At 68.1% G+C, this 19,485-nt stretch carries 3 protein-coding genes; all 3 read right to left on the bottom strand.

Annotated elements, in window-relative coordinates; genetic code table 11:
- Positions 1 to 69: 69 nt before the first annotated feature.
- From Q4V64_RS42030 to Q4V64_RS42020, 3 genes are read right to left on the bottom strand one after another with little or no spacing between them, the layout of a single operon-like run.
- Positions 70 to 4,833 carry a type I polyketide synthase gene (locus Q4V64_RS42030; protein ID WP_124438146.1) on the bottom strand — a complete coding sequence of 1,588 codons (4,764 nt, stop codon included), beginning with the start codon at positions 4,831 to 4,833 and terminating at the stop codon, positions 70 to 72.
- On the bottom strand, positions 4,830 to 10,886 hold the full coding sequence (locus tag Q4V64_RS42025; RefSeq protein ID WP_303714129.1) for a type I polyketide synthase: 6,057 nt from the start codon (positions 10,884 to 10,886) through the stop codon (positions 4,830 to 4,832). Before Q4V64_RS42025 ends, Q4V64_RS42030 begins: the two co-directional genes overlap by 4 nt.
- Before the next feature lie 46 nt (positions 10,887 to 10,932).
- On the bottom strand, positions 10,933 to 19,440 hold the full coding sequence (locus tag Q4V64_RS42020; RefSeq protein ID WP_303714127.1) for a type I polyketide synthase: 8,508 nt from the start codon (positions 19,438 to 19,440) through the stop codon (positions 10,933 to 10,935).
- Between the last annotated feature and the right edge of the window lie 45 nt (positions 19,441 to 19,485).

Below are 19,485 nucleotides of genomic sequence, written 5' to 3'. Positions count from 1 at the left end.
GGCTGGCGGCTAGCGGTGGTTTGCTAGACCAGGGGGTAGGGGTTGAGGTGCCGGCTGTGGCGGATTCATTCAAAATCCCTTTCGCGACTGATTCAGAAACCGCTCCAAAGCGGTGTTGAAGACGGATCCGGTATTCTGCGTGCCGTGCCCACCGGGGATGATCAGCCGCTCGCCGGCCGTCTGCTCGGCGAGAGCATCGCTGATGTCTTCGAACATCTGACGCTGGCCGCCGCTGATGACGAGTTTGCTGAACGGAGCGGAGCGAAGAGCCGCCACGTCGATGTCGGCTTCCCAGGGCCACCGCGTGCCGCGAAGCGCCATCTGGGCAAAGGAAAGCAGCGACTCCGGAAGCGGGTCCGGATAGACCGATGTCGGATCGATCACGGCGAACAGAGCGCGGAAGTAATCTTCCGAAGACTCCGGCGGGGCCGCGATCAGGTCGCGCATCTCCCGCTCGTACTGGTCGACCGCGGGCTTCCCCCTGGCGACCGCGCTGGCGGCGCTCTCGATCAGCGTGATCGAGCGGACAAGATCGGGGCGGCGCAGGGCCGCGTCCATCGCGCCGAGCGTGCCGTAGGACTGCGAAACGAGGTGCGCGCCGCCTTCGAATTCCTCGAGCAACTCACCGATCAGTTTCCCGTCCTGAAGGTAGTCCTCGGGGAGGCCCTCAGCACTCTGACCGTAGTTGAGCCGGGACACGATCACCAGCCGCCAGCGTTCGGCCAAGGGCAACTGGGTCTGCCAGGCATCCAGTCCCCCGAATGCACCGCCGTGGACGAACACGATCGGTTCGCCGCTGCCGTATTCGACAATGTGCATTCCCCCAGGGCCGATGCGCTCAGTCCTCGGCGGTTCGGGCGGGACTTCGGTGAACAGCGTGGAAAGCAGCTTGTCCCTCAGGCCATCGATCGTGGGCGCGTCCAGGAACCAGGCCGCAGGCGGCGACGCGGCCAGCGCGGCACCCACCTGCTCCCTGATCTCCACGGCCATCAGGGAATCCATACCGAGCTCGTGCAGGGGCACGTCCGGAGCAATCTCGGCGGGCACTGTGCCGAGCACGACTGCGGTCTGCTCCAGCAGCACGGACTTGACCAGATCGGCTGCGGCCCCGGACTCTCCGCGACCCATGAGATCGGCGATGCGTGCAGAGTGATCCGGGCTGTTCACGGCGGCGGACACCCGCGTTCTCGTCGCGGGAGCAGACTTGACCGCACGCTCGAGCGTGGCGCCATCGGTGACTTTCAGATGAGCGCCAGTCATCCTTGCCACCTCGGTACCGTCCTCGGCTGTGAGCACGATATCCGCACACACCGTCTCGGCCGTCGCCTGACTGTCCCTGAGGAGGACGTGACAGCGCAGTGGGGTGCCCGGGTAGCCAAAGAACGAGTATTTCTCGATTTCCAGCAGGATAATGACGGAGTCCTGAGTTCCGTCCTGCGGCAGGCAGGCGAATACCATCTGCAGCATCGAGTCGATGATTCCGGGGTGCATCCGGTAGCCCTGATGCTGTTCATCCTCATGTGGCGCGCGCAGCCACCCTACGGCCTCTCCATCGCGACGTGAGATCCGCGTCAGCCATTGGGCCGAGGGCCCGAGGTGTATCTTCCGCTGCCACAGCGACCGGTAGAACGATTGGCCGTCGATCTGATTGACGCACCGTGTGAGGGCGGTCTCGATGTCCGGCTGCCCGGCGGGCTCCGAAGCCGACGTCAGCACTCCCTGGGCGTGCCCAATCCATTCAGCGGTGTCAGGCACCTTGCTGTGGTAACTGAATCGGCTTCGGCCTCCGCCCGAGTCCGCGAGTACCAGTTGGGTAGTCACTCGGCCGTCTTCGGGCAGGATCAGGGCTTGGGGCATGACGAGCCCTTCCATCCCTACCGCCGTCTCACCGCGGAGCCGGCCGATCGCCTGCACAGCGGCTTCCACGTAGAAGCCGGCGTTGACCAGCGTGATCGACCCGGATGAACAGTCGGCCAGGCTGGGATGTAGATCCGTGGTGAGTTCCGCCTGGAACTGAACCATCTCAAGCGGAGAGCTCAGCTGCTCGCCAAGCAGGGTTACGCTGGGCTCCGAAACGCTCGTCGCACGCCCCGACGAAGGCTCCGGGCGCGTCGTCTCGGGTACCGTGAACCAGTGGCGCCTGCGCGCGAACGCATATGTCGGCAGCTCGACCCGGCGCCGCTGACGGCCTTCGTCGAGGCCTGCCCAGTCAATGTTCACGCCTGCGACGTAAGCCTCTCCAAGACTTCGCGTCAGAATGCGCCAGTCACTGTTGTTTCGACGCAGCGACGGAAGAAACCGGCGACCCTCCGTGGGCATACTGCGCTTCGCGATCTCGCACAGATGGGGCGAGGGCCCGATCTCGATCAGTACCTCACACCCGAGATCGACCAGCTTGGCCAGACCGTCGGCGAAGCGCACCGGCTGACGTGCGTGATCACGCAGGTACGAGGCGTTCACTGTATCCGGCCCGTGCAGTTCGCCGGTGAGGTTGGAGATCAGCGACCGGTTCGGAGCCTGGTACGCCAACGTGGCCGCGAACTCCTCGAAGTCGTCGAGCACCGGATCCAGCAGTGCCGAATGGAATGCCTGAGAGACGGCCAGTTTCCTGGTCTTCAGACCCTTGATGTTGAGTTGGTCGGTCGCTCGATCCAGTGCCTTCTCGTCACCGGAGATCACGACATCGCGCGAACCGTTGATCGCTGCGATCGACAATTCGGCCGAGTACGGTGCGATCGCCTCGCGCGCCTCGTCCGGCGTGGCGAAGACCGCCGCCATCGCGCCCCCGGCCGGCAGGCTGTCCATGAGCCGCGCCCGTTCCGCGACCAGCGCGAGACCGTCTTCCAGGGAAAACACACCCGCGACGCAGGCCGCGGCCAGCTCGCCAATGCTGTGTCCGAGCATGCAAGCGGGGGTTACGCCCCAGCGCATCCACATCCGCGCCAGCGCGTACTGGAGCGCGAACAGAGCCGGCTGCGTGTAGCGGGTACGGTCGAGCAAGGCACCTGACTCGTTCTCGCCGAACATGACGGCGAGCAGCCCAGGATCCAGACGGTCACGCATGATCTCGTCGCACCGGTCGAGATCAGCCCGAAACTCGGGTTCGGTGTCGTACAGTTGCCTCCCCATCCCGGCGTACTGCGATCCCTGTCCGGTGAAGAGGAATCCCACCTTGGGACGTCCCGCGGGCGCGGTGTCGACGAGGACGTCCCGGCGAGTGTCCCCCCGCAGATACGAATCCAGATGATCAAGCAGCTGGGATGTCGTGTCGGCGGCGATGGCGAGCCGGTTCCGGAAGTGCGCGCGGCCGGTGTAGGCGGTAAACGCGATGTCCGCGAGTTCTGGACTCTCTTTCCCCAGGGTCTGGTGATACTTGCGGGCCAACGCGGACAGGGCATCGGCGTCCCGGGCGGAGATTGTCACCAGGTGAACCGGCCGATCGGTCCGCGCTCCGGACGGCTCGGCGACGGGTGGTTCCTCCAGCACGACATGGGAGTTCGTGCCGCTCGCCCCGAACGAACTTACGCCGGCCAGGCGGGGCCGGGATCCTCGCTGCCACGGGATGAGCTCGGTCGCCAGTCGTACCGGCAGCTCGTCCATGCCGATGTCCGGGTTGACCTCCCGGAGGTGCAGCAGCGGGGGGATGGCCTCATTCCGCATGCACAGCACGGTCTTGATAAGGCCGACGACTCCCGCTGCGGGTTCCAGGTGCCCGATGTTCGTTTTCACGGAGCCGAGCACGACCGGCCGGTCCGGATCGCGCCCCGGTCCAAGTACGGCAGACAGCGCGCGTACCTCGATGGGGTCCCCCAGCCGGGTACCGGTGCCGTGGGCCTCGACGTAGTCGATCTCGGAACCCGCAACGCCGGCGCCCGCGAGGGCGTCCCTGATCACCTTCTGCTGGGCTTGGGGGTTGGGTACGGTGATTCCGCTGCTGCGGCCGTCGTGGTTGACCGCGGACCCGCGGATGACCGCCAGGATCCGGTCGTTGTCCCGCTGCGCCGCGGACAGGCGCTTGAGCACGACAACGCCGCAGCCCTCACCTCGAACATAACCGTCAGCGGATTTGTCGAAAGTCTTGCACCAACCTTCAGGGGAGAGCATTCCGGCCTGGCTCGCCACCTGGAATGCCTCCGGTTCGAGGAGCATGTTCACGCCGCCCGCCAGTGCGGTGTCGCAGTCTCCCGAACGCAGGCTCTGGCAGGCCAGGTGGACAGAAACCAGCGAGGAAGAGCAGGCGGTGTCAAGGGAGAGGCTTGGTCCTTGCAGGCCGAGCCAGTAGGACAGCCGCCCCGCCATGAACGTTGACGCCCCTCCGGTACCTACGTATCCGTCCAGTTTGGAGGCGGGCAAGTTCTTGTGGAGGAGCAGGGTGTAGTCCACTCCGGTGACCCCGACGAACACCCCGGTCCGGGTGTCGCGCAGGCGGTCCATCGGCGCGCCGGCGTCCTCCAAGGCCGCCCATCCCACTTCGAGGAAGAGACGTTGCTGCGGATCCATGTGCGCCGCTTCACGCGGGGAGATGCCGAAGAACGCTGCGTCAAAACAGTCGGCCTGGTCGATGAAAGCGCCGCGCCAGGCGTGCTCCGCAGCACCGAGCTCTTCGGTACTCCGCCGTGATGACGGCATCTCGGATACCATATCCGTCCCGGTGCGCACCAGTTCCCAGAACGCTGCGGGGTCATCCGCACCTGGTACCCGACACGCCATGCCTACGATAGCGATCGGCTCGTTCCGGGCGTATTCTCCGGCCGCCACCGCCTCACGCAGCTCGCGGATCTCGGCGATCGCACGGCGAAGGGCGTCATCGCGTCGACCTTCTTGGGAACTCATCGCGGTATTGCCCCTTTACGGATCGTTTGAGCCTGCTCGATCTCCGCTTCCAGAATGGTGAGCAGATCGGCTTCTGAGACGTCGTCGTCTGAGGGGTCGTTGCCTGACAGGTCGTCGCCTGACAGCTCGTCGCCTGACAGGTCGTCGTCTGACAGGTCGCGTACAACGTGGTCTGCCAGCACGGGTACGCTCAACGACGGCACCTCGGCGATGGGCTCCGGCGAACTCTCGACGGCGCTCGCCAGAAAGTCGACGAGTGCGTTCACGGTCGGCTGCTCAAACAAAAGCGTGCCGGGCAATTCTCCTTTGAGGCGGTCTTCAAGCTTCTTGCGGAGTTCGGTAGCCATCAGCGAGTCCATGCCCAGCTGGAAGAAGCCACCGTCAAGGTCGATTTCATCGGCCGGTATCTCAAGCAGATCGGCAGTCAGACCTACTACCAGATCGAGAAGTTGTTCCCGGCCGACGACCGTGGGGGCATCGAACCTCGGTTCAGCCGCAACTGGCGCGACCTTCTGGGGCTCTGCGGCCGACGGTGGTGCAGGCACGTCCAGCCGGGTGGGTGCGGACCAGTACCGTTTTCTCTGGAATGCGTACGTCGGAAGTTCGATATGGCGGACGCCGCCGCCGTAGACACTCGGCCAGTCCAGTACCATCCCGTGCGCGTGTGCCTGCGCAAGGGCACGCAGGAAGTCCCGCTTCCCGAACTCCTCGGCCGACGGGGTGACGATCACCAGCGGCTGCCTGCTGGAAGCCCCGGCCATGTCCCGCAGCTGTCGGGTGAGCGCCGGATCGTGGCCGAGCTGGATGATCGCGTTGTGTCCCTGGGCCACCAGTTCGCCGATCGTCTCCGTGGACGCCACCGCGGCCGCATCGCCCGCTCCGCACTGCCTCCAAATCTTGATGAGGCGATCGTCATCAGGGCGGCCCAGGCTCAGGAACACCGGCCGGAGCGTGCGTGCAATCGCCGTGACGACCTGCGCGTCGTCCGCTCCGTCCGCGACCGCGGACAGGCCGTCGGCCAGTTCCACGCGACTGCCGGCGACCACGACGGCCCGGTGGCGCAGCGCGCTGCGGGTGGTCGCGGCGGACCAGCCAATGTCGGCGACGGCCAGTTCCGGCCGGGCCATCACGTGGTCGCGGAGCCGACGCGCCTGCGCACGCAGGGCATCCGGAGTGTGACCGGAGACCGGTACGGCGACCAGGGCCGGAGGGGCGACATCGAGGACAGGCTCAGGCAAGGGCTCGGCCTGCTCGACGATCACGTGCGCATTCGTCCCGCTGACGCCGAACGCCGACACTGCCGCCCGGCGCGGCTGCGACTGTGGCCACTCCTGTTCCTCGGTCAGCAGCCGCACTGTCCCGGCCGACCAGTCCACATGCGGGCTGGCCTGCCCTGCATGAAGGGTCTTGGGCATCAGACCGTTCCGGATGGCCTGGACGACTTTGATCACGCCGCCGACGCCGGCCGCCGCCGCGCTGTGCCCGATGTTCGATTTGAGCGAGCCCAGCCAGACCGGCTTCTCCGGCGCGTGGCCGACGCCGTAGGTCGCAAGCAGCGCGTTGGCCTCGACCGGATCGCCGAGCGGCGTACCCGTCCCGTGGGCCTCGATGAGATCAATGTCCTCAGGACTCAGTCCGGCATCGGCCAGCGCGGAACGGATGACTCGCTGCTGGGCCAGGCCGTTCGGCGCCGTCAGGCCGTTACTTGCGCCGTCAGAGTTGATGGCGCTGCCGCGTATCACTGCCAGCACTCGGTGCCCCAGACGCCGAGCATCGGAAACCCTCTCCAGCAGGAGCATTCCGGCGCCTTCGGCCCAACTGGTGCCGTCAGCGCCCGAGCCGAAGGCCTTGCATCTGCCGTTGGTAGCCAGCCCGCGCTGTCGGCTGAAGGACACGAACGCCGCCGGGGTCGCCAGCACGGTCGCCCCGCCGGCCAGCGCGAGATTGCTCTCCCCCGTCCGGAGAGACTGGGCCGCGAGGTGCATGGCCACCAGGGACGACGAGCAGGCGGTGTCGATCGTCATGGCGGGGCCTTGGGTGCCCAGGGTGTAGGCGATTCTCCCCGACGCGACGCTCTGCGCCAGTCCTGTGCTCTGATACGCGGTCAGTTCTTCCGTGTCGTAGTCGTAATCTCGCATCGAGATGCCGACGAAGACGCTGGTCTGGGTCCCGCGCACCGACGCGGGATCCATGCCGGCCCTCTCAAATGCCTCCCACGTGGTCTCCAGCAGCAGCCGCTGCTGCGGGTCCATCGCCTGAGCCTCGACATGGGAGATCCCGAAGAACATGGGGTCGAACCCGGCAATGTCGTCGAGGAACCCGCCCTCCCGCGTATAGCTGGTGCCGGGATGGTCGGGATCGGGGTCGAAGATATCGCTCGGCCATCCGCGATCGGTGGGAAAACCGGAGATCGCGTCAACGCCGTCGGCGACCAGACGCCACAGGTCTTCCGGGTCGGCCACCGCGCCCGGATAGCGGCAGGCCATGCCGATGATGGCGATCCCATCCTCGTCTTCCTCCTGCCGTTCCGGCTGCTGGGCGGGGATCGCCCGCTGCTGCGGCTGCAGGGTGCTCATGAAATCGAGCAGGGCGGCGGGCGTGGGGTAGTCGAAGACGAAGCTGCTCGGCAGGTTCAGGCCCGTCACGAGCTCCAACTGCCGGCGCAGTTCCATGACGCTGACCAAGGTCAGGCCCAGGTCTCGAAAGCTCGTGGTCAGTTCGATCGAATCGAGATCGCTGATGCCCGTGACCGCGGCAAGGTTCTGGATGAGCAACGACTCCAGCTGCGCCGAGGGGAGGGCTTCAGCCGACGCGTCGGCGGCATCCGTTCCGGGAGTGCTCTCGCCGCGCGGTTCGGTGTCTCCTCCGTTGGTCTCGGCCAGCAGGTGCCGTGTGACCTCGATGGGGTTGGGGTGGTCGAATGCCAGGGTGGAGGGCAGGCGCAGACCTGTGACCTGCGCCAGCCGGTTCCGCAGGTCGACCGCGGCCAGGGAGCCCAGGCCCAGTTCCTTGAACGGGTGGACGGGATCGATGTCGCCGGGGGAGTCGTGGCCCAGCACCGAAGCGACCTGGGCCCGCACCAGGTCCAGAACCGTGCGCTCCCGGTCGGCCTCGGAAACCCCGGCCAGCCGACGGGCCAGCGCCCCGCCCGGGCCGCCGGCCTCCTCGGCGGCAACCGGGACCGGGTGTTCGGTCCGGGTCAGGCCGGCTGCGGCCGGGTCCCCGGCCGCAGCCGGCAGCAGCCAGTACCGCTGCCGCTGGAAGGCATACGTCGGCAGATCCACCCGCCGCGCCCCACTGCCGTCGTAGAACGCCTCCCAGTCCACCACCACCCCGGCCGTGTGCGCGGCAGCCAGCGACAGCGCGAACCGGGCCGGCCCGCTCTCACCGCGGCGCAGCGTCCCCGTCACCATGACCTGGTCTGCGGCATCCAGCGTCTGGAGCGTCTCCTCGACGGGCAGGCCCAGCACCGGGTGCGGGGACACCTCGACGAAACAGCCCACGCCGTCACCGGCCAGCGCCCGCACGCCCGGCTCGAACCCGACCCGGCCCCGCAGGTTCTCGTACCAGTAGTCCGCGTCGAGCCCGGCCGTGTCGATGAACGTGTCGCGCACCGTGGAGTAGAACGGGACCTGGCCGGCCCGCGGGCTCACCGGGGCCAGCGCTTCCAGGAGTTCCTGCCGTATCTCCTCCACCTGAGCCGAGTGCGACGCGTAATCGACCGCCACCCTCCTCGCCCGGATCCCGGCTTCCTCGCATACGGCCGTCAGGTCATCCAGCGCGTCCGCATCACCCGCGACCACCACTGCCGAGGGGCTGTTGACCGCCGCGACCGACACACGCCCCCCGTAGGGTGCGATCAGCTCCGTGGCCCGCTGCTCGGACACCGCCACCGACACCAGGCCCCCGCGGCCCGACAACCGCTCACCGATGATCCGGCTGCGCAACGCCACAACCCTCACGGCATCCTCCAGCGACAGCCCCCCGGCCACATACGCGGCAGCAGCCTCCCCCTGCGAATGCCCCAACACCGCATCAGGCACCACACCACAGGACCGCCACAACGCGGCCAGCGACACCATCACCGAAAACAACACCGGCTGCACCACATCAACCCGCTCCAAGCCCGGCGCACCCGACACCCCCCGAACCACGTCCTCCACCCGCCAGTCCACAAACTCCGCCAACGCATCACCACAGGCCGCCAACTCCGCGGCGAACACCGGCGAAGAATCCAGCAGATCCGCCGCCATCCCCTCCCACTGCGACCCCTGCCCCGGGAACACAAACACCGTCCGACCACCACCGGCCCGGCCCAACACCACATTCCCAGCCGGCTCCCCCGCAGCCAAAGCCTCCAACCCCGCCAACAACCCGCCACGATCAGCAGCCACCACCGCCGCCCGATCCTCCAGATGCCCCCGCGTCACCGCCGACGAAAACCCCACATCAAGCACCGACAACCCCGCATCACCCACCACCAACTCCCGCACCCGACCCGCCTGCGCAGCCAACGCCACCCCACCTCGCCCCGACAACACAACCGGCACATAAACCAGAGGTTCCCTGCCGTCGGACTCTTCTTCTTCGGCGGGCGCTTCTTCTTCGACGGGGGCTTCTTCTTCGACGGGCGCTTCTTCTTCGACGGGCGTTTCTTCTTCGGCGGGGGCTTCTTCCAGGATGACGTGGGCGTTGGTGCCGCTGATCCCGAACGAGGACACACCCGCCCGCCGGGGCCGGGCCCCAGCCGGCCACTCCTCCGCCTCGGCCAGCAGCCGCACCCCGCCGACGTCCCAGTCCACATGCGGCGAGGGCGCATCCACATGCAGCGTGCGCGGCAAAACCCCATGCCGCATCGCCATCACCATCTTGATCACCCCCGCCACACCCGCCGCCGCCTGCGCATGACCGATGTTCGACTTCACCGACCCCAACCACAGCGGCCCACCGACCCGGCCACGGCCGTAAACCTCCAACAACGCCCCCGCCTCGATCGGATCCCCCAACCGAGTCCCGGTCCCATGCCCCTCCACCGCATCCACATCCCCAGGCCCCAACCCCGCAGACGCCAACGCCGCCCGAATCAACCGCTCCTGCGACGGCCCGTTCGGCGCCGCCAACCCATTACTCGCCCCGTCCTGATTCACCGCACTACCCCGCACCAACCCCAACACCCGACGCCCATTACGCCGCGCATCCGACAACCGCTCCAGCACCAACAGCCCCATACCCTCGGAAAACCCCGTCCCATCCGCCGCAGCCGCATACGCCTTACACCGCCCATCCGGCGCCAACCCCCGCTGCCGACTGAACTCGATAAACGTCTCCGGAGTCGCCATCACCGTCACCCCACCGGCCAACGCCAACGAACACTCCCCCGACCGCAACGCCTGCGACGCCAAATGCACCGCCACCAACGACGACGAACACGCCGTATCCACCGTCACCGCAGGCCCGGTAAACCCGAACGCATAACTCACCCGCCCCGACGCCACACTCGACGCACTACCCGTCATCCGGAACCCCTCCGACTCCGGCCCCGGCCCGCCGTAATCACCCGCCATCACCCCGCAGAACACCCCCGTATCACTGCCCCGCAACGACACCGCAGAAATCCCCGCGTCCTCCAACGCCTCCCACGCCCCCTCCAGCAACAGCCGCTGCTGCGGATCCATCGCCAAAGCCTCCCGCGGACTGATCCCGAAAAACCCCGCATCGAAATCCCCCACCCCCTCCAAAAACCCCCCCTCACGCACATACATCCTCCCCAACCGATCCGGATCCGGGTCAAACAACCCCTCCGCATCCCACCCCCGATCCACCGGCATCCCCGAAACCGCATCCCCACCCCCCACCACCAAATCCCACAACCCCTCCCCCGACACCACCCCACCCGGAAACCGACAACCCACTCCCACCACCGCCAACGGCTCAGAAGCACGGCTCTCATATTCGTTCAGCTGATCTCGAGCTTCGTTGAGCTGAGCAGCAAGCCTCTTCACGTAACGAACCAGCTTTTCCTGCTGCTGGACTCCAGTTTCCAAGGAATCCACACCTGCCCCTTCAGTACATTTTCACTACTTGTGGACTTGAAACTCACTAACCGTATTCTTCATCGAGCGCATCCAAAACATCATCCAACGTCACGGCCTCGCTCAGGCGATCAGCAGCACTATGAGATTCATGACCGGACAACGTCTTAAGAATTAGGCGCAAGCGCTCGGCGACATTCTCTTTCTCATCCCTTTTCAGGGTGGCAACCAATTCCTCGAGACTGGAGAGTTGCCTATCGACCGGTGACTGCAGCCCTGCGTGACCGCCTGCCCTGTTGACTTCGGAAAGCACTAGTCCCGTAAGGGATTCCGCTGTCGGGTGGTCGAATATCAGGGTGGAGGGCAGGCGCAGGCCGGTGGCCTGCGCCAGCCGGTTCCGCAGCTCGACCGCGGCCAGCGAGTCGAAGCCGAGTTCCTTGAACGGGCGGGCGGGATCGACGTCGCCGGGGGAGTCGTGGCCCAGCACCGAAGCGACCTGGGCCCGCACCAGGTCCAGGACCGTGCGCTCCCGGTCGGCCTCGGGGACCCCGGCCAGCCGACGGGTCAGCGCCCCGCGCGGGCCGGACCGGGTGGCCGGGGTCCGCACCAGGCCGCGCATCAGTTCCGGCAGCAGGCCCTCTCGCGCCTGGGCCCGCAGCGCCCGCAGGTCCAGCAGCACCGGCGCGACCAGGGCCTCGCCCAGGCCGAGTGCCCGGTCGAGCAGTTCCAGGCCCTGGCCGCCCGGGATCGGGGCCACGCCGAGGCGGGCCAGGCGCGCCCGGTCGGCGGCGCCGAGCCCGCCGGTCATGCCGGTGGCGGCCTCCCACAGTCCCCACGCCAGCGAGACCGCGGGCAGCCCGGCGGCCCGGCGGCGGGCCGCCAGGGCGTCCAGGAACGCGTTCGCCGCGGCGTAGTTCGCCTGCCCGGGGCTGCCGAGCAGCGCCGCGGCCGAGGAGAACAGCACGAACGCCGACAGGTCCGTGCCCGCGGTCAGCTCGTGCAGGTGCAGCGCCGCGTCGGCCTTCGGCCGCAGCACCCGTTCCAGCTGGGCCGACTCCATCGACTCGACGGTCCCGTCGTCGAGGACCCCGGCCGCGTGCACCACCGCCGTCAGCGGGTGCTCCAGCGATTCCAGCAGGGCCGCCAGCTGGGCCCGATCGGCCACGTCGCATGCCTCCACCCGCGCGTCCGCGCCTAGGGCGGCCAGCTCGGCGGCCAGTTCCGCCGCCCCGTCGGCGTCCGGGCCCCGGCGGCTGACCAGCAGCAGGCGCCGTGCCCCGTGCTGCGCCGCCAGGTGCCTGGCGACCAGAGCGCCCAGGCCGCCGGTGCCGCCGGTGACCAAGACCGTTCCCTCCGGGTCCAGCAGCGGCGCGACCCCGTCCTCCGCGGGGGCGCTGCGGGCACGGGCGAGTCTCGGTGCCAGGATCCGGCCGCCGCGGACGGCGAGCTGGGACTCGCCCGCCGCGGCCAGCGCGTCCCAGTCCGGGGGCTCGCCGTCGTCCAGGTCGGCCAGCACCAGCCGGCCAGGGTGCTCGGACTGGGCGCTGCGGACCAGGCCCCATACCGGCGCCTGCGCCAGGTCCAGGTCCAGGTCTTGCCCGGCGGCGACCGCGTTCCGGGTGACCACCGCCAGCCTGGTTCCGGCCAGGCACTCGCTGGCCAGCCACCGCTGCAGCAGCCCCAGGACCCGCCCGGCGACGGCGTGCGCGTCCTCGCCGGGGCCGGCCTCCGTCAGGACGGTCTCCGGTGCCGCCGCGCCGCCGACCACCGCCTGCTCCAGTTCCGCCAGGTCCCCGAACCGGCCCCACTCCGCCGGGGCTCCCGGCAGCTCGCCCAGCACGGCCGCCCGGACCCGCGGCGCGGAAGCGCCCCCGGCGGCCGGAACCCAGTCCACCCGGAACAGCGGGGCCTGCCCGCCCGTCCGGGCCGCCTCAAGCTGCGACGGCTCGACCGGCCGCAGGGCCAGCTCGGCCACGGCCGCCACCAGGCTGCCGTCCTCGGCGGCGGCGTCGACCCGGACCGCAGTCCCGCCCGCCGGGCTGACCCGGACTCGGGCCCGGCCCGCCCCGGGCTCCCCGAGCCTCACCCCCGACCACGAGAACGGCAGCTCCGCCAGGCTGTCGTCCTCCCGGCCGAGCAGGCCGGCGTGCAGCAGCGCGTCGAACAGGGCCGGGTGGATCCCGAAACCTGCCCCGGCGCCCGCAGCGTCGGGCAGCGCCACCTCCGCGTAGACGCCGTCGCCGGCGCGCCAGGCCGCTTCCAGCCCGCGGAAGGCGGGCCCGTAGTCGTATCCTCGTCCGGCCACCTGCTCGTAGAACGCCTCCACCTCGACCGGCTCCGCGCCGACCGGCGGCCACTGCCCCGGCGCCCACGGCGCCTCGTCGGCGTCCCTGGCGAGCCACCCGCGCGCGTGGCACGCCGCCTCAACCTGCCCGTCCTCGTCCTGGGCCTCCGGGCGGGAGTAGACCGCGACCGGCCGGCGGCCGTCCTCTTCGGGCTCGCCTACGGTCACCTGCACCCGGGCCCCGGTGCCTTCCTCCAGGACCAGCGGCGCCTGCAAGACCAGTTCCTCGATCACCGGGCAGCCCGCCCCGGCGCCGGCCGCCAGCGCCAGCTCGGCCAGCAAGGTCCCGGGCGCGATCACGACACCGAGGACGGCATGGTCACGCAGCCACGGCTGCGACTCCGCCGACAGCCTCCCGGTGAACAGCCACTCGTCCCGGTCCCCGACCTGCGCGGTGGCGGCCAGGACTGGGTGTTCGGTCCGGGTCAGGCCGGCTGCGGCCGGGTCCCCGGCCGCGGCCGGCAGCAGCCAGTACCGCTGCCGCTGGAAGGCATACGTCGGCAGATCCACCCGCCGCGCCCCACTGCCGTCGTAGAACGCCTCCCAGTCCACCACCACCCCGGCCGTGTGCGCGGCAGCCAGCGACAGCGCGAACCGGGCCGGCCCGCTCTCACCGCGGCGCAGCGTCCCCGTCACCATGACCTGGTCTGCGGCATCCAGCGTCTGGAGCGTCTCCTCGACGGGCAGGCCCAGCACCGGGTGCGGGGACACCTCGACGAAACAGCCCACGCCGTCACCGGCCAGCGCCCGCACGCCCGGCTCGAACCCGACCCGGCCCCGCAGGTTCTCGTACCAGTAGTCCGCGTCGAGCCCGGCCGTGTCGATGAACGTGTCGCGCACCGTGGAGTAGAACGGGACCTGGCCGGCCCGCGGGCTCACCGGGGCCAGCGCTTCCAGGAGTTCCTGCCGTATCTCCTCCACCTGAGCCGAGTGCGACGCGTAATCGACCGCCACCCTCCTCGCCCGGATCCCGGCTTCCTCGCATACGGCCGTCAGGTCATCCAGCGCGTCCGCATCACCCGCGACCACCACTGCCGAGGGGCTGTTGACCGCCGCGACCGACACACGCCCCCCGTAGGGTGCGATCAGCTCCGTGGCCCGCTGCTCGGACACCGCCACCGACACCAGGCCCCCGCGGCCCGACAACCGCTCACCGATGATCCGGCTGCGCAACGCCACAACCCTCACGGCATCCTCCAGCGACAGCCCCCCGGCCACATACGCGGCAGCAGCCTCCCCCTGCGAATGCCCCAACACCGCATCAGGCACCACACCACAGGACCGCCACAACGCGGCCAGCGACACCATCACCGAAAACAACACCGGCTGCACCACATCAACCCGCTCCAAGCCCGGCGCACCCGACACCCCCCGAACCACGTCCTCCACCCGCCAGTCCACAAACTCCGCCAACGCATCACCACAGGCCGCCAACTCCGCGGCGAACACCGGCGAAGAATCCAGCAGATCCGCCGCCATCCCCTCCCACTGCGACCCCTGCCCCGGGAACACAAACACCGTCCGACCACCACCAGCCCGGCCCAACACCACATTCCCAGCCGGCTCCCCCGCAGCCAAAGCCTCCAACCCCGCCAACAACCCGCCACGATCAGCAGCCACCACCGCCGCCCGATCCTCCAGATGCCCCCGCGTCACCGCCGACGAAAACCCCACATCAAGCACCGACAACCCCGCATCACCCACCACCAACTCCCGCACCCGACCCGCCTGCGCAGCCAACGCCACCCCACCTCGCCCCGACAACACAACCGGCACATAAACCAGAGGTTCCCTGCCGTCGGACTCTTCTTCTTCGGCGGGCGCTTCTTCTTCGACGGGGGCTTCTTCTTCGACGGGCGCTTCTTCTTCGACGGGCGTTTCTTCTTCGGCGGGGGCTTCTTCCAGGATGACGTGGGCGTTGGTGCCGCTGATCCCGAACGAGGACACACCCGCCCGCCGGGGCCGGGCCCCAGCCGGCCACTCCTCCGCCTCGGCCAGCAGCCGCACCCCGCCGACATCCCAGTCCACATGCGGCGAAGGCGCATCCACATGCAGCGTGCGCGGCAAAACCCCATGCCGCATCGCCATCACCATCTTGATCACCCCCGCCACACCCGCCGCCGCCTGCGCATGACCGATGTTCGACTTCACCGACCCCAACCACAGCGGCCCACCGACCCGGCCACGGCCGTAAACCTCCAACAACGCCCCCGCCTCGATCGGATCCCCCAACCGAGTCCCGGTCCCATGCCCCTCCACCGCATCCACATCCCCAGGCCCCAACCCCGCAGACGCCAACGCCGCCCGAATCAACCGCTCCTGCGACGGCCCGTTCGGCGCCGCCAACCCATTACTCGCCCCGTCCTGATTCACCGCACTACCCCGCACCAACCCCAACACCCGACGCCCATTACGCCGCGCATCCGACAACCGCTCCAGCACCAACAGCCCCATACCCTCGGAAAACCCCGTCCCATCCGCCGCAGCCGCATACGCCTTACACCGCCCATCCGGCGCCAACCCCCGCTGCCGACTGAACTCGATAAACGTCTCCGGAGTCGCCATCACCGTCACCCCACCGGCCAACGCCAACGAACACTCCCCCGACCGCAACGCCTGCGACGCCAAATGCACCGCCACCAACGACGACGAACACGCCGTATCCACCGTCACCGCAGGCCCGGTAAACCCGAACGCATAACTCACCCGCCCCGACGCCACACTCGACGCACTACCCGTCATCCGGAACCCCTCCGACTCCGGCCCCGGCCCGCCGTAATCACCCGCCATCACCCCGCAGAACACCCCCGTATCACTGCCCCGCAACGACACCGCAGAAATCCCCGCGTCCTCCAACGCCTCCCACGCCCCCTCCAGCAACAGCCGCTGCTGCGGATCCATCGCCAAAGCCTCCCGCGGACTGATCCCGAAAAACCCCGCATCGAAATCCCCCACCCCCTCCAAAAACCCCCCCTCACGCACATACATCCTCCCCAACCGATCCGGATCCGGGTCAAACAACCCCTCCGCATCCCACCCCCGATCCACCGGCATCCCCGAAACCGCATCCCCACCCCCCACCACCAAATCCCACAACCCCTCCCCCGACACCACCCCACCCGGAAACCGACAACCCACCCCCACCACCGCCAACGGCTCGTCCTGCGCCGCCGGCCGCAGAGCGCCGACCACCCGGCCCTCACCCGGCCGCCGGCCGCCGCCGGCCTCCGCCGCCAAGTACCCTGCGGCCTCGGCCAGCAGGTGCCGTGTGACCTCGATGGGGTTGGGGTGGTCGAATGCCAGGGTGGAGGGCAGGCGCAGACCTGTGACCTGCGCCAGCCGGTTCCGCAGGTCGACCGCGGCCAGGGAGCCCAGGCCCAGTTCCTTGAACGGGTGGACGGGATCGATGTCGCCGGGGGAGTCGTGGCCCAGCACCGAAGCGACCTGGGCCCGCACCAGGTCCAGAACCGTGCGCTCCCGGTCGGCCTCGGAAACCCCGGCCAGCCGACGGGCCAGCGCCCCGCCCGGGCCGCCGGCCTCCTCGGCGGCAACCGGGACCGGGTGTTCGGTCCGGGTCAGGCCGGCTGCGGCCGGGTCCCCGGCCGCAGCCGGCAGCAGCCAGTACCGCTGCCGCTGGAAGGCATACGTCGGCAGATCCACCCGCCGCGCCCCACTGCCGTCGTAGAACGCCTCCCAGTCCACCACCACCCCGGCCGTGTGCGCGGCAGCCAGCGACAGCGCGAACCGGGCCGGCCCGCTCTCACCGCGGCGCAGCGTCCCCGTCACCATGACCTGGTCTGCGGCATCCAGCGTCTGGAGCGTCTCCTCGACGGGCAGGCCCAGCACCGGGTGCGGGGACACCTCGACGAAACAGCCCACGCCGTCACCGGCCAGCGCCCGCACGCCCGGCTCGAACCCGACCCGGCCCCGCAGGTTCTCGTACCAGTAGTCCGCGTCGAGCCCGGCCGTGTCGATGAACGTGTCGCGCACCGTGGAGTAGAACGGGACCTGGCCGGCCCGCGGGCTCACCGGGGCCAGCGCTTCCAGGAGTTCCTGCCGTATCTCCTCCACCTGAGCCGAGTGCGACGCGTAATCGACCGCCACCCTCCTCGCCCGGATCCCGGCTTCCTCGCATACGGCCGTCAGGTCATCCAGCGCGTCCGCATCACCCGCGACCACCACTGCCGAGGGGCTGTTGACCGCCGCGACCGACACACGCCCCCCGTAGGGTGCGATCAGCTCCGTGGCCCGCTGCTCGGACACCGCCACCGACACCAGGCCCCCGCGGCCCGACAACCGCTCACCGATGATCCGGCTGCGCAACGCCACAACCCTCACGGCATCCTCCAGCGACAGCCCCCCGGCCACATACGCGGCAGCAGCCTCCCCCTGCGAATGCCCCAACACCGCATCAGGCACCACACCACAGGACCGCCACAACGCGGCCAGCGACACCATCACCGAAAACAACACCGGCTGCACCACATCAACCCGCTCCAAGCCCGGCGCACCCGACACCCCCCGAACCACGTCCTCCACCCGCCAGTCCACAAACTCCGCCAACGCATCACCACAGGCCGCCAACTCCGCGGCGAACACCGGCGAAGAATCCAGCAGATCCGCCGCCATCCCCTCCCACTGCGACCCCTGCCCCGGGAACACAAACACCGTCCGACCACCACCGGCCCGGCCCAACACCACATTCCCAGCCGGCTCCCCCGCAGCCAAAGCCTCCAACCCCGCCAACAACCCGCCACGATCAGCAGCCACCACCGCCGCCCGATCCTCCAGATGCCCCCGCGTCACCGCCGACGAAAACCCCACATCAAGCACCGACAACCCCGCATCACCCACCACCAACTCCCGCACCCGACCCGCCTGCGCAGCCAACGCCACCCCACCTCGCCCCGACAACACAACCGGCACATAAACCGGAGACACGCCCTCGTCTGACGACGGATCATCAGGCTGGGGAGGTGCGCCAGTAAGCACCACGTGACAGCATGTTCCACCAATGCCCAATGACGTAACGCCAGCCGCAATCTGAGAAATATCCGTCGGCCATGCCTGCGTCATCGTGCCGACGCAGAGATTCAGGCCATTCAGGTCAATATCCGGATTAGGTACAGCATAGTTAAGACTCGGAACCAATCGCCGATGATAAACACACAGTGAAGTCTTGATCAGGCCAACGATTCCTGCAGCACCTTCAAGGTGTCCGATATTTGTCTTGACCGAGCCGACAACAAGCGGAGCAGGGCGTCCCACTCCCTGTCCGTACACCGCCCCTAGTGCAGCAGCCTCCACAGGATCACCAACGCGCGTCCCTGTACCGTGCAGTTCGACATATTGAACCTGGGCCGCCTCCCTGCGCGCCTCGGCCAGGGCAGCCTTAAGAACAGAGACCTGAGCAGCAGGACTGGGCTTAGTTATTCCTTCAATTCCCGAACCGGCCCCAACAGCGCTACCTTCAATTACCGAGTAGATACGATCCCCGTCTTCGATTGCATCCTCAACCCTCTTCAGTACTATGACCCCGCCTCCCTCACCCCGGACATAACCATTGGCTCGCTCGTCGAATACATAACAGCATCCGTCGGGTGAGAGAGCACCCACCGCTTCGGGCACAGCACTGCCAAATGAAGACAAATTAAGCTGCACTCCACCGGCCAGAACAACGTCGGTTTCACCTCTGCAAAGACTCTCACACGCAAGATGAACCGCCACGAGCGACGAGGACTGCCCCGCGTCTACCGTCATGCTAGGCCCGTGGAAGTTATACATGCGCGAAATTCGATTAGCAATGAGCGAACGGCCAACACCTGTAAGGGTGTAGGCGTTCACGCCATCCAAACCTGCCGCAGCGACCATATCCGCATAATCACAGGCCATAACACCGAGAAAGACACCGAGTCGAGAACTCTCGTATCGAGAATTTTCGACTATCCTCGCATCCTCAAGTCCCTCCCAAGCCAGTTCCAGAGCCAGCCGCTGCTGCGGATCAATATTTCCGGCCTCGGCCGCAGACATACCGAAAGCTTCAGAATCGAATTCGTCAACACAGTCGACAAAGCCTCCGATCTCAGGTCCAAAGGGGCGGCCAACCGGTCGAGAACGTACAGCATTTCGACCCTCTGTAAGTAGCCTCCAGAAATCAGCAAGCCCCGGAGAGCCCGGCGTTCTCGATGCCATTCCAATGATTGCGACCTGTTTGCTTCGATCATCTGACATTGCGCCTCCATGCAGACATCAACCTAAGATCAATCAAAGATTAGG

Source organism: Streptomyces sp. NL15-2K (genome assembly GCF_030551255.1).
Lineage (GTDB): Bacteria > Actinomycetota > Actinomycetes > Streptomycetales > Streptomycetaceae > Streptomyces.
Note: the sequence above shows the minus strand (reverse complement) of the source record. Positions and strands in the feature narration are given on the sequence as shown.

What these genes read in the sequence shown, in the direction of transcription:
- Q4V64_RS42020 (WP_303714127.1), bottom strand. Translation starts at nt 19,440, where the DNA reads ATGTCAGATGATCGAAGCAAACAGGTCGCAATCATTGGAATGGCATCG.
- Q4V64_RS42030 (WP_124438146.1), bottom strand. Translation starts at nt 4,833, where the DNA reads ATGAGTTCCCAAGAAGGTCGACGCGATGACGCCCTTCGCCGTGCGATC.